Here is a 12618-nt window from a genome sequence, read left to right as displayed (position 1 = left end):
GTTGCCGCGGCCGTGCTCACGGTTGTCAGTCGAACTTGTAGTTCAGCCCGGCGCGAACCATGTCGGCGGTCAGGTTGACGCTGTGGAACATGTTGGTGCAGTTGCAGCGGTCCCTCGGGATCGCCAGCAGGGTCGTGTTGGAGATGCTGGCGAAGTCGACATGCAGATATTCGGCCCGCACCGTCCAGTTGCGCGCAACACCGACCTCGACGCCGGCGCCTGCTGCCCATCCGGTCTTGACGCCGGACAGCGTCACGTTCTCGCTCGCGGCGGCGTTGTCGACATAGGAGCTGTTGTTGCTGAGATTGGTGAAGGCGACGCCGGCGGTGCCGTAGAACAGCCAATTGTTGGCGGCCAGTCCGAAGCGTCCCCGCACCGTGCCCAGCCAATCGGTGCCGACACGCTGGGTCATGCTGTAGGGAAGGATGCAGCAGGTGAAGACGCTGCTCGAGGTGTGCGAGGCACGGAGTTTGAAGGCGTCGAAGTCGACTTCGACACCGCTGACGAAGTAACCGGCCTGGACATTGTAGCCGATCTGCCCGCCGCCAACGAAGCCCTTCGGATTGACCTTCCCGACACCCGAAGCGTTGACTTGCGGAACGGCGGTGGAATTCCAGTAGTTGCTGGCAGTAAGTTCTGTCGTGGTCGACGGATCGGACGTGCCCCAGGCATATCCCGCGTTCAGGCCGGCGTAGAATCCCGTCCAGTTGTAGGACGCTTCGGCCACCGGCGCCTTCGTATAGCTGCGCGCCGGCAGGTCGGCAGCGGCCGCCGCGGTCATCGAGGCAAGGAAGGCGAGCAGTCCAAGGGCAGGCTTGTTCATCATGATTCCCGGTTCAATATGGCGCATGCCCGACGCGAAGTTTCGCTCGTCATGGGTGACGCGCCGTTCGACTGGCGTGACTTATGTGTCGGGTGCCGGCCGCTGTCTTGTCGTCGGGAGGACTGCTCTTGGACTGGGCTGTCGCTCCGGCCAATTCCCGCGCCGTGTTGTAGTTCTGCCACGGCGCGCAAATCCGGTTTGACGTCGCGCGGAAGACTGCCGCTTCGGCTCAAGGAGCTGGAGCCGCTGGTCGAGAAGGTCGGCCGCATCGATCTCCATGCCGCTAGCGGCGAAGGTCTCGATGCCTTCCTGATCCGGCTCGTGCGTCTGAGGGCTCCCGAGAGCGCGTGAAACTGAAGGGCCGCCCACGGGCGGCCCTTCATGATCTACCAGCCGTAGCGCAACGTCGCCGTTCCCGAATAGGCATTGCCGCGGCCAAACAGCTCGGCATCCACTTTCGAGGCGAGCGAGAAGCCGCGTGCGAAACGGAGTTCGCTGCCGAGTGACACGAGTGCCGCGTCGCGCACTGGCGCTGCGCCAGTCACCGTGAGCTCCGTTCCCGGCAGCGCTTGGAAGGCGGCGTTTGCGGTGATCCGCTCGGAGAAATCGTGCAGCCAGGCGGCACGCCCGCGCAGGATCAGCTCCGTACCGCCGTCCAGCCTGAACTGGCTGTCGAAGCGGGATCCGATCTCGCTGCGGATCTGGGTCGAGGTTTGCGCCGCGTAGGCGAGGGCAAAGCCGCCGGCGCCGGCGACGCCGCTCTCGGCGTAGGCGGGCGTGTGAAAACTCTGGGCCTGTCCGGCGACATAGGGCGTAATACCGAAATTCATCAGCGCGATGCGATAGCCGGCCTCGATGCGGCCGCCGTAATTTTGCGCCTTGAAGCTGGCGTCCAGCCGGTCGAACGCGCCCGGCAGCATCACGGTGCGATTTGTGCTGAGGTCGTGCCAACCATAGGCCGCCGCCGCCGACAGGTAAGCGTTGCCGAGCTGGGTCGAGGAGTAGAGCCCGGCCTGGAATGTCTCGCCGCGGCCCGAGCCGAGCGTGTCCACGCCCCAATTGGTGAAGCCGCCCGATATCGCGGCGCCGATGATCGTGCTCGGGGAGACGCGGTAGTCGACACCGGCCGCGCCGCCGCCATTGCGCGCGTCGAGCGCGTGGCTGCCGACTACCGTGTCCACGTTGCGCCTGGCTTGCGCGCCATAGGCCGCAGCCCATGTGCCCCAGCGTTGCTCGATGGTGCCAAGGGCCGGCGCCGGTGTGGCGCCGACCGCATTGTTGGCCGCGGCAACCGCCGGCGGAAGCGCCGGCTCCGATGCATAGCCGATCGCGCGCCGCCGCGATGGTCCTTCGCCGAACTGGGTTTCCAGGAACGGATCGAGCATCATGTTGAGGAATGAATCGGTTGCGCGAAAACCCGCGGTCGGCGCACCGGTCGCGACTTCCCCCGAGATCTGGTCGAGGCCGTTCGCCAGCGACGTGCCGCTCAGGCCGAACAGCGTCACGAATTGCGCCGGCAGCGCGTTGCCGGCGTTGAAATAGTTGTTCAGCGTCGTGGCAACGGCGGACTGGTTTTGGGTGAGGGGGATGCTGATGCTGCTGCCACCGGTGCCGCCACCACCCGTGCTGCCAAGCGCCGCGGTGAGGTCGAGCTTCGCATCGGTCGCGTTGTAGGACAGGCTCGCCGTGAAGCCCGATGGCAGGCCGATCGTGCTCAAATTGGCAAACGTGCCGGTGCGCCCGCTCGACGACAGTATCGTGTAGGACTTTGCGATATAGCTGCCCGGCGTGAAAGTCGCCTGCACGGTGCCGGCAAGGCTTGCGGTGCCGCTTACGCCCGTCTTGTCGGACGCAACCGGTGAGACGTCGACCATATAGATGCCGCTGCTGGTCTGGACGAAGTTCCCGGTGACACTGGTGTACGCCACCGTGCCCGCGCCACCGGGCGCGTAGCGGCCGCTATTCGTGAAGCTATTGCCGGCTCCGACCACGACGAAAGCGCCCGCATTGTAGAGTCCGGAGCTCTGGTTGGTGAGGCTGTTGGCGCCGCCACCGAGGTCGACGATGCCACTGATCGTGCCGAAATTGCTGACGGTCTCGTTGCCGGTGCTGCCGAGCACGGCATAGCCGTTGACCCCGGCGAGCGTGGAGATGTTGCCGGTCACCGAGTTGGTCAGGCTGTTGTTGGAGCCGCCGCTGAATCCAACGCCTTGGGCGCCGACAACGCTGGCGTTGGTGGTGATGCTGATCGAGCCCGTGCCGGCCGTTTTGGCATAGATGCCGAACGCGCCGCTGGTGGCTGAGATGCCGCGCAATTCGGCCCTGATCGCGCCGTTCGCGATGATGACGGTGTCGGAATTGTTCGCGGCATTGCCGATCGTGGTCTGGATGCCGTCCGAGTTGGTATGGATGGCTCCTGCCGTGACATTGATACCGCCGCTCGCTCCCGTCGGGTTCGACGCCGCAATGCCGACGCCGCCAACGGTGAAGAAGCCCTGTCCTCCGATCTGTCCGCCCGTCATGTTGACCACAACGTTGCCGGTGCCGAGCGAGGTTGCTCGCAAGGCGTCGCCGCCGGTCAGGATCGTGCCTGATGTCATGTTGATCGTGGTGGTGCCATTGGTTCCACCGGCAGTTACGGCGCGGCTATCGATGGTGGGGCCGGCACTGATATCGGCACCGATATTCACGGTGACTGCGCCACTTCCATTGCCGCTTGCGCTGACGCCGACGGCATCGTTGCCCTGCGCCACGACGGCAGCGTTGACGTTGATGGTGGTCGTACCGCTGCCGGCGTTGGTGGCGAAGATCGCGCCCTGGTCGATGGTGGCAGGCGTGGTGGTGACGAGGATCGCACCGTTGGCGTCGACCCGCACGTTGCCAGTGCTCGCGGCGTTGGAGATCCCCGCATAGACGCCGGTGTAGTTTGCGAAGATCTGCCCGCTGGTGACATGGACGTCGCCGGCGGTGCCGGTGCTTCGCGCGTAGATGCCGCTGTCGCCGCCGGTCGCGCCTGCCGACGTGCCGATCGAGCCGCCCGTCATGTTGACGCGCACGCCGCCGGTGCCGAACGAGGAGGCTTCGATGGCGGCGGTGTTTCCGGCCACGGTCCCGGCGGTCATGTTGACGGTGGTCGCGCCGTTGACGCCGGTAGCTGCGATCGCGCCGAAGAAGACACCCGTACCGGTCACGTCGTTCGCGATGTTCAGCGCGGTGACGCCGCTGAGTGTGGTTTGCGTATAGATGCCGGACGAAAAGCCGGACGAGATCGCGCCGGTGCCGTTGAAGGTGATGTTGCCGCCGACATTGGCGATGTACACGCCGATATTGCTGTTGCCGCCGTTCACCGTCCCTGCGCCGCCATAGGTGATCGCGCCACCATTGCCGTCGAGTTGCAGGGCGCCCGTCGTGACGCCGGCGATGCCGACGCTGACCGCGCCGCTGTTCGTCATGTCGATGCTGTGAGGCGTCGTGCCCGTTGCCGTCAGTTGGAGCCCTGCTCCTGACATGGACACCCCCGACCGGACGGTCCCGACGAGGTTGGCATCGAACGACTGGATGCGATCGTTGGTCGTTGTGTTCGTGCTGGTCGTGTTGGTGGTGTTCGTCGTTGCGGCGTTGGCGGCACAGTCGATGGTGACTGTGGTCGTGCCATCGGCAACGCAGGCCATCGCCTGCGGAGCGCCCATGAACGGGACGGTGAGAAGAGCCGATGAGGCCAGCAGCGCGTTCTTGCGCGCGGATCGAGAGGCAGACAGGAGTTTCACATCGCACCCAGAATTTGCAAATGAATCAAGTGGCTTGGTCAACTTGCATGGGCCACCGGGGCTGTCTTGTTCTGGGCCGGACTGGATTTGGACTAGAGCCTCCTGGGGCCGATTTCGCCGGTTTGTCGCCGTTCTGCCACGCCGGGCTCGGCGCCCCGCAGGGGCTTGAAGGCGACGGGAAGTTATGGCTTGAACCCTTTTGTTACGGACCGCACCAATGTGAGGGCGTGAAAGGGCGATCGGGGCGAGACTTTTTGGGCAAGGCTTTTTGGGGCAAGGCTTTTTGGGGCAAGGCTTTTTGGGGCAAGGCTTGGCGATTCAGAAATTCACGATTGCGACGGGCGGCGTTTCGGCCGAATCCGACGAGGACACTCGTTTCCGGCTCTGGCAGGAGACTTATTGCGGTCGGATCGATGACCTCAAGCGGCTGTCGAGCGATCCGTTCACCGGCCGCTGGAGTTTTACCCGCATCGGTGATTTCGGCATGTGCCGGTTTCGCGGCACGCCGCATGCGGGCCAGCGCGAAACCCACCAGATCGCGACGACGGGCGACGAGAAGCTCAGCATCGGCTTCAACCTCGCCAAGACCCAGCATCGTTTTGTCCAGCGCGGCACAGAGTCCCTCGTGCTGGACGCGCAGCCGCTATTCTACCGTGCCGACGAGGCCTACGGCTATATCGGCGCCAGCGATTATGTCGTGATGGCGTTTCCCCGGCGCATGCTCGGTGCGCTTGGCGCCCGCGCTGAGGTGCTCGTCGGCAACTCGCTCGACGGGGACCTGCCGGCGCTTCGGCATCTGCGTCGCTATCTCTGCCTCCTGGACGAGCCCGATATGGCCACTGACGATCCGGCACTGGCCAGGCACGTGCTCGACACGATCGAGGATCTCGTGGTGCTCGCGCTAGGTGCGTCCGGCGATGCGGAGGCGATGGCGCAGATGCGCGGCGTGCGATCGGCGCGCCATGCCGAGATTACCGCCATGATCGCCAAAAGCTTTGCCGATCCTGCCTTCTCGGTGCAACGCCTCGCCACCTTGATCGGCGTTTCGCCGAGCTACATCCAGAAGCTATTGCACGAGAGCGGCCAGAGTTTTACCGAGCGCGTGCTCGAACTCCGGCTGGGGAAAGCCCGCGCCATGCTGTCGGATCGACGCAACGACGCCCTCAGGGTCAGTGACATCGCGCTCGCCTGTGGCTTCAACGACATCTCCTATTTCAACCGTAGCTTCCGCCGCCGCTTCGCCGGCGCGCCGAATGACTTTCGCAGCGGCTGAGTCGGGAGGCCGCCGCCGAGCGGATACGTTGAACGCAGCCCGACGGCCAGACGACCGAATCAGGCAGGCTCAGGATTGCGCGCGCACAGGTTGCGTCATCCTGCGGCGAGGACAATCTCGGGCAGTGCAGGCGATGACGACGCTTCAGGAGACCATCCGGCCGCAGGCCAACGACTCAGCTACGAGACCCGCGCATGGAGCCGTTCTGGAAAGCGGTGAGGTAGCGTACTATCCACATCGTCATCCCGGGCTCGCGCTTCGCGCGCCCCGGAATGACGAGGGGAGAGTAGCGCTCCGTCGGAGAAGTTGTTGGTCAAAGGCCGACGGTTGGCGAAGCTTGGTGGCGGGGATTTGAAAATGCCGGAGACGGCCCTGAACGATTTGACGAGAGAACGGTCTCCGTTTCTAACGATCTGGTGGAGACCGCGGCAAACCATCGAGGGTGTCGTCGACAGGACGTCTAGCCCGATGGTGCTTGTGCTGGCAGCACTTGGAGGGCTAGCCTCCGGCGTCAGCTATTTGCTGAGCCTAGGGGTCTATCAGACGTTGACCGACTGGCGTGTCCTGCTGACTAGCCTTGTCGTAGGTGGCGCTCTCAGCATCTTGAATCTGTACCTCTCCGCTTGGGTCGCCAGCGGTGTCGGACGCGTCATGGGAGGGACGGCATCGGCTGCAGGACTACGTGCCGCGTTGGCGTGGGGAATGCTACCGTTAATCGCCGGGGCGGTATTGGCCATCGCGGTATCTGCGGGCTTGCTCATGCTCGGCGTGAGGGGGGCTTCATCGGGGCTGACGGCAGTTCTTGTGCTCACAAGTGTTCTTTGCAGTCTGTGGTCGCTTGTGATGACCGTATTGATGCTGGGTCGCTTGGAGCGCTTCGGCGTCCTTCGCAGCGTCGTAGCCTACGGGATTGCCGCGCTCTGCTTGCCCGCGGTCGTCGCGCTCTTGATCAGGACGTTTCTGTTCCAGCCGTTCAGCATTCCGTCGGGGTCGAACATTCCCACCTTGCTGCCCGGCGACTATTTCTTCGCAAACAAGTTTGCATATGGATACGCCCGCTTTTCGATGCCATTCGGGCAACCGTCGTTCTCGGGCCGCGTGTTCGGCTCCGCGCCCGCGCTAGGGGACATGGTCGTCTTTCGGTTGCCGAGGGATGAAAGGACCGACTACGTCAAGCGCGTCGTTGGATTATCCGGCGATCGCATTCAGATGCAGAATGGCCAGCTCTTGATCAACGGGGTGGCGGTGAAACGCGAGCGCTTGAGCGACGTCCTTGGAGAGGGCGCGTGCGGCGGGGAGCTGGGTTACGCCAAGCGTTGGCGCGAGACGTTGCCGAACGGCGTGAGCTACGAGACGTTCGACTGCATCGACAACGGCTACTACGACAATACCAACGTCTTCACGGTGCCAGCCGGGCATCTGTTCATGCTTGGCGACAACCGGGACAACTCGACCGATAGCCGCACGCAGTCGGCCGTGGGCTACATCCCGATCGAGAACGTCGTTGGCCGCGTGGGTATGATCTTCTTCTCGCGGGAGGCGGGCGGGCCGAGCGAGCCGTCCAGCATCCGATACGAGCGGATCGGCACGATCGTGCGGTGAAGTGAGGGATGCTGGATCTCTCAGCTGTCATTCCGGGCTCGCGACTTCGTCGTGCGCCGGAATGACGAGGGGAGAGATGCCGAAGCAAAACAAAAACCCCGGCATCGATGCCGGGGTTTCGCATTTCTTGGATTTGCCGGAACGGCTGGATCAGAAGTCCATGCCGCCCATGCCGCCGCCCGGGGGCATGGCGGGGCCGGCAGCGGCCTTCTTCGGCAGCTCGGCGACCATGGCCTCGGTGGTGATCAGCAGCGCCGCCACGGAGGAGGCGTTCTGGATCGCGGTGCGCACGACCTTGGTCGGGTCGATGATGCCCTTCGACACCAGGTTGCCGTACTCGCCGGTCTGGGAGTCGAAGCCGTAGGCATACTGATCCTTCTCGAGGATCTTGCCGACGATCACTGAGCCGTCTTCACCGGCGTTGATCGCGATCTGGCGGGCCGGCGCGGACAGCGCCTTGCGCACGATCTCGACGCCGGTCTTCTGGTCGTCGTTCTTGGTGCGCAGACCCTTGAGCTGCTCGGAGGCACGGAGCAGGGCGACGCCGCCGCCCGGGACAATGCCTTCCTCGACCGCAGCGCGGGTCGCATGCATCGCGTCATCAACGCGATCCTTGCGTTCCTTGACCTCGACCTCGGTCGCGCCGCCGACGCGGATCACCGCGACGCCGCCCGCGAGCTTGGCAAGACGCTCCTGGAGCTTCTCGCGGTCGTAGTCCGAGGTGGTTTCCTCGATCTGCGCCTTGATCTGGGCCACGCGCGCCTCGATGTCGGCCTTCTTGCCGGCGCCGTTCACGATCGTGGTGTTCTCCTTGTCGATCATCACCTTCTTGGCGCGACCGAGCATGTTGAGCGTGACGTTCTCGAGCTTAATGCCGAGATCTTCCGAGATCGCCTGGCCGCCGGTCAGGATCGCGATGTCCTGCAGCATGGCCTTGCGGCGATCGCCGAAGCCCGGAGCCTTGACGGCCGCGACCTTCAGGCCGCCCCGCAGGCGGTTCACGACCAGGGTCGCGAGCGCTTCGCCTTCGACGTCCTCGGCAACGATGACCAGCGGCTTGCCGGTCTGCACCACGGCCTCGAGCAGCGGCAGCAGCTCGTTCAGCGAGGAGAGCTTCTTCTCGTTGATGAGGATGTAGGCGTCGTCCATCTCAACGCGCATCTTGTCGGCGTTGGTGACGAAGTAGGGCGAGATGTAGCCGCGGTCGAACTGCATGCCCTCGACCACGTCGAGCTCGGTCTCGAGCGACTTGGCTTCCTCGACGGTGATGACACCCTCGTTGCCGACCTTCTTCATGGCGTCGGAGAGGAACTTGCCGATCTCCTGGTCGCCGTTGGCCGAGATGGTGCCGACCTGGGCAATCTCCTCGTTCGAGGTGACCTTCTTGGAGTTCTTCTGGAGGTCCGCGACGACGGCGTCGACGGCGAGGTCGATCCCGCGCTTGAGGTCCATCGGGTTCATGCCGGCGGCAACCGCCTTGGCGCCTTCACGGACGATCGCAGCCGCGAGCACGGTCGCGGTGGTGGTGCCGTCGCCGGCCGCGTCAGCGGACTTGGAGGCGACTTCGCGCACCATCTGCGCGCCCATGTTCTCGAACTTGTCGTCGAGCTCGATCTCCTTGGCGACGGTGACGCCGTCCTTGGTGATGCGGGGAGCGCCGAACGACTTGTCGAGGACGACGTTGCGGCCCTTCGGACCGAGCGTGACCTTCACCGCGTTGGCGAGGATCTCGACGCCGCGCAGCATGCGGTCGCGGGCGTCGACGCCGAATTTCACTTCTTTGGCTGACATATTGGTTTCCCTGAGTTGTCTTGGTCTCATCTCACCCTTGGCGAGGCGCCCGGCAGGCGCTCCTCAGGGGTGAGCGGTGCGAGCAGTTGAGTTAGGCGGCCTTCTTCTTCGAAGCGGGAGCTTCGAGCACGCCCATGATGTCGCTTTCCTTCATGATCAACAGGTCCTGGCCGTCGATCTTGACCTCGGTGCCCGACCACTTGCCGAACAGCACGCGGTCGCCGACCTGGACGTCGATCGGGATCAGCTTGCCGCTTTCGTCGCGGCCACCGGGGCCGACGGCGATGACTTCGCCCTGAGAGGGCTTTTCCTTGGCCGTATCGGGAATGATGATGCCGCCAGCGGTCTTCTCTTCTGCGTCGATGCGCTTGACCACGACGCGGTCGTGAAGCGGACGGAATTTCATGCAGTCCTCCTAAGCATTTGCACGAGATGGAGATTTTTGGATGTTAGCAGTCGCTGCCCGCGAGTGCTAGCGCGGGCGAGGATGAGATAGGACAGGTTTTTTACGGGAGCAAGGGCTTCTAGCAGAAAAATCAGCACTCAGAAGTCTCGTCTGCCAAAAACATTTTCCATCGTTAACCGGACCCCGCCGGGCTATTAGCAGGCGCCGCGATCTGCTGCTAAAGCATTGAATTTCAACAACTTGTTAAACTTTTGGGCTTGAGATGGGTTGGTAGTGTGCGTCACATTTCTCTCATGTGAGCGCATCGTTTCCGGGTGGCTCTTTGGGGCAGTCCGAGTAAGCCACCCCTTGAAAATGCGCTCCTGCAAAGGAGGCTGGCATGGGCTTGCGGGTTGGGGGTGTTTCCGACGACTTCCGGAAACAATTGCTGGGTTACGGGCTGACGACGGCGCAAATTCTTTATCGGATGCCGGATCATCCCTCGCTGCTCCAGACCTACATCTGGCAGAACTACGATCTGTTTCCGAAATTCCCGGCGCTGACGGATTTCCTCGCCTTCTGGGAAGAGAAGCTCGACGGTCCGCTCTATTCGGTGACGGTGGCGCATTCCAAGCTGATCAAGCCTGCCGAGCTGCGCGCGGTCGATGGCGTGTTCAGGCTGCACTGACGATCGGACGTGCAGGGTGGGTTGGCGACTTGTCCGCCGTAGCTCGCAGAGCGAAGGCGGAAGCGTAACCCACCTCTTTGCTCTCCACGCATCGAGAGAAGCGGTGGGTTACGCCTTCGGCTAACCCAACCTACGATTTCGAATTGTATGCTAGCCTCTCTCCATCAGAACAAGAACGGGAGGAGACAATGGCCAAGCGGAAGGTGATATCGCGCAGCGCGGCACAATCGGCGGTGAAGAAGAAGTGGCACGGCAACAAGGTCGCCACGCGATCTTCAGCCCGCAAGGCGGTGAAGGCGAAAGCTCGCACGACACCGGCGAAAGCGCGCCAGCGTCCCAAGCAGCGCATCGCCGTCAGTCATCACCGCGAAGAAGATTTCAAAGCCGACGGCCTGCGCGCCTACGCGCAGTATCGCGATCTCGGTATCGCTGCGGCAACGCATGGTCTCGCGCAAGCCCATGTCATCCGCCTGCTGCCGCCGTGCAATCCGGCCGAGGTGTCAAAGCTCCACTATCACGACGTCGAATTCCAGATGGTCTACGTGCTCAAGGGCTGGGTGAAGACCTACATGGACGGTGAGGGCGAGACGCTGATGAAGCAAGGCAGCGCCTGGACCCAGCCGCCGAAGATCAAGCACATGATCCTCGACTATTCCGACGACGTCGAACTGCTGGAGATCATCCTGCCGGCCGAGTTCAAGACGGTGGAGATGAAGGCTTAGTACCCTCTTCGTCGTCATTGCGAGGAGCGAAGCGACGAAGCAGTCCAGACTATCTGCGGGGATGCATTTCTGGATTGCTTCGCTTCGCTCGCAATGACGGTTTCCCTTGTGCTCCACTTGTCATTCCGCGGCGCGCGCAGCGCGAGCCCGGAATGACGTGGGGATAGAGTTTACGTCAACACGCCCACGATCGCGCCCATCAGACACGTCGTCAGCGTCCCTGATACGATCGACTTCAGCCCGAGCGCGTTGATCTCATCGCGCCGCTCCGGGGCCATGACGCCGAGGCCGCCGATCATGATGCCGAGGCTCCCGAAGTTGGCGAAGCCGCACATCGCATAGAGCATGATCAGGCGCGAGCGCGGATCGAGCGCGTCGGGGCCGAGTTTTGACAGGTCGACATAGGCGATCAGCTCATTGAGCACGGTCTTGGTGCCCATCAGGCTGCCCGCCGTGACCGCCTGGTCCCATGGCAGGCCCAACAGCCAGCACACCGGTGCCATCACGAGCCCGAGCAGTCGTTGCAGCGAGATCGCAGCGCCGCCGACATTCGGCAGCAGGCCGAGCACGGCGTTGACCAGGTACACCAGCGCCACCAGTACGATCAGCATGGCTACGATATTGAGCAGCAGCTCGATCCCTGCGGAGGTGCCCTTGACGATCGCGTCCATCGTGCCGGAAGCGTGCATGTCAGGGTCTTCCAGCGAGCCGCCGGTGAGCCGATCAGAGGTCTCCGGCACCATGATCAGGCTGACGAGGATCGCGGCCGGTGCGCCAAGCACCGAGGCGATGACGAAATGTGCCGCCGCATCCGGAATCAGCGGCGCAAGCAGCGTCGCATAGAGCACCAGCACCGTGCCGGCGATGCCGGCCATGCCGCCGGTCATTACCAGAAACAATTCGCTGCGCGTCATCTGCGCCAGATACGGCCGCACGAACAGCGGCGCCTCCACCATGCCGAGGAAGATGTTCGCCGCGGTCGACAGCCCGACTGCGCCGCCGACCCCTAGCGTGCGTTCGAGCAGCCACGCCATGCCGCGCACGATCGGCGGCAGCACGCGCCAATAGAACAGCAGCGTTGTCAGTACGCTCATCACGAGCACGATCGGCAGCGCCTGGAACGCGAGGATGAAGTCCGCGCCAGGTGCCTTGAGGTCGAAGGGCAGGGGGCCGCCGCCGATATAGCCGAATACGAACGACGTACCGGCGCGCGAGGCCGCCGAGATCGCGCTGACTGCGTCGTTGATGGCGCCGAAGGCATGCGCGACGAACGGCAGCTTGAGCAGGACGGTCGCGGTGATGAAGGTGACAATGAGACCGATTCCCGCCTGGCGCAGCGAAACCGCGCGACGGTTCTCCGCCAGCGTCCACGCGATCGCCAGCAATGCGAAAATGCCGAGTGCCGATTGCAGTCGCAGCATGACGTCCCCAATCCCGCAATGATTATGGCAGCCGGGCCGTTGCAAAGGCAATGCCGGAGCGGGAGGAGGCCGACCGGTTGTTGACAAGACCTCCTGCCTCAGTCACGCGTCGATCTCAACACCAGCCGCACGGGGCGCCACGGGCC

Annotated in this window: 9 protein-coding genes and 1 pseudogene; 5 read left to right on the top strand and 5 right to left on the bottom strand. The window is 63.6% G+C overall.

The genetic code is table 11. From position 1 onward, the window contains the following. Nucleotides 1-25: 25 nt before the first annotated feature. Nucleotides 26-823 carry an outer membrane protein gene (locus tag ACV1FX_RS19100; protein ID WP_473119095.1) on the bottom strand — a complete coding sequence of 266 codons (798 nt, stop codon included), beginning with the start codon at nucleotides 821-823 and terminating at the stop codon, nucleotides 26-28. 216 nt (nucleotides 824-1039) lie between these two features. Here ACV1FX_RS19100 and ACV1FX_RS19095 point away from each other — a divergent pair. Continuing rightward, nucleotides 1040-1174, top strand: a pseudogene (locus tag ACV1FX_RS19095) (slipin family protein); the annotation flags it as partial. A 35-nt stretch (nucleotides 1175-1209) separates the two neighbouring features. Here the strand turns inward: ACV1FX_RS19095 and ACV1FX_RS19090 are convergent. After that, nucleotides 1210-4590, bottom strand: a complete 3381-nt coding sequence (locus tag ACV1FX_RS19090; protein WP_473119094.1) for an autotransporter outer membrane beta-barrel domain-containing protein — start codon at nucleotides 4588-4590, stop codon at nucleotides 1210-1212. 310 nt (nucleotides 4591-4900) lie between these two features. Between ACV1FX_RS19090 and ACV1FX_RS19085 the strand changes: the two genes are divergently transcribed. Continuing rightward, on the top strand, nucleotides 4901-5863 hold the full coding sequence (locus tag ACV1FX_RS19085) for a helix-turn-helix transcriptional regulator (RefSeq protein ID WP_473119093.1): 963 nt from the start codon (nucleotides 4901-4903) through the stop codon (nucleotides 5861-5863). Between the two features lie 843 nt (nucleotides 5864-6706). After that, a complete protein-coding gene (gene lepB, locus ACV1FX_RS19080) occupies nucleotides 6707-7465 on the top strand; it encodes a signal peptidase I (protein ID WP_473119242.1) in 759 nt (252 codons plus the stop codon). A gap of 150 nt (nucleotides 7466-7615) precedes the next feature. Here lepB and groL read toward each other — a convergent pair whose 3' ends face one another. Both groL and groES read right to left on the bottom strand, forming a co-directional pair. Further along, nucleotides 7616-9256, bottom strand: a complete 1641-nt coding sequence (gene groL / locus ACV1FX_RS19075; protein WP_473119092.1) for a chaperonin GroEL — start codon at nucleotides 9254-9256, stop codon at nucleotides 7616-7618. A 91-nt stretch (nucleotides 9257-9347) separates the two neighbouring features. Beyond that, a complete protein-coding gene (groES, locus tag ACV1FX_RS19070; protein ID WP_212407848.1) occupies nucleotides 9348-9662 on the bottom strand; it encodes a co-chaperone GroES in 315 nt (104 codons plus the stop codon). A 379-nt stretch (nucleotides 9663-10041) separates the two neighbouring features. On the opposite strand from groES, the gene ACV1FX_RS19065 reads away from it, so the two are divergent. Both ACV1FX_RS19065 and ACV1FX_RS19060 read left to right on the top strand, forming a co-directional pair. After that, nucleotides 10042-10329 (top strand): usg protein, encoded by a 288-nt coding sequence (locus tag ACV1FX_RS19065; RefSeq protein WP_254105240.1) that lies wholly within the window; start codon nucleotides 10042-10044, stop codon nucleotides 10327-10329. A gap of 188 nt (nucleotides 10330-10517) precedes the next feature. Continuing rightward, entirely contained in the window at nucleotides 10518-11051 is a 534-nt protein-coding gene (locus ACV1FX_RS19060; protein WP_473119091.1) for a cupin domain-containing protein, read from the top strand. Between the two features lie 170 nt (nucleotides 11052-11221). On the opposite strand, the gene ACV1FX_RS19055 is transcribed toward ACV1FX_RS19060, so the two are convergent. Further along, the gene (locus ACV1FX_RS19055) at nucleotides 11222-12472 is read right to left on the bottom strand and encodes a NupC/NupG family nucleoside CNT transporter (protein ID WP_473119090.1); all 1251 of its coding nucleotides are present in this window, start codon (nucleotides 12470-12472) and stop codon (nucleotides 11222-11224) included. Nucleotides 12473-12618: the final 146 nt, after the last annotated feature.

It is taken from the genome of Bradyrhizobium ingae, assembly GCF_055791185.1.
Note: the sequence above shows the minus strand (reverse complement) of the source record. Positions and strands in the feature narration are given on the sequence as shown.

Bases quoted from the DNA above. Each gene is read 5' to 3' on its own strand.
- ACV1FX_RS19055 (WP_473119090.1), bottom strand. From the start codon at position 12,472: ATGCTGCGACTGCAATCGGCACTCGGCATTTTCGCATTGCTGGCGATC.
- groL (WP_473119092.1), bottom strand. From the start codon at position 9,256: ATGTCAGCCAAAGAAGTGAAATTCGGCGTCGACGCCCGCGACCGCATG.
- ACV1FX_RS19100 (WP_473119095.1), bottom strand. From the start codon at position 823: ATGAACAAGCCTGCCCTTGGACTGCTCGCCTTCCTTGCCTCGATGACC.
- groES (WP_212407848.1), bottom strand. From the start codon at position 9,662: ATGAAATTCCGTCCGCTTCACGACCGCGTCGTGGTCAAGCGCATCGAC.
- lepB (WP_473119242.1), top strand. From the start codon at position 6,707: ATGACCGTATTGATGCTGGGTCGCTTGGAGCGCTTCGGCGTCCTTCGC.
- ACV1FX_RS19065 (WP_254105240.1), top strand. From the start codon at position 10,042: ATGGGCTTGCGGGTTGGGGGTGTTTCCGACGACTTCCGGAAACAATTG.
- ACV1FX_RS19060 (WP_473119091.1), top strand. From the start codon at position 10,518: ATGGCCAAGCGGAAGGTGATATCGCGCAGCGCGGCACAATCGGCGGTG.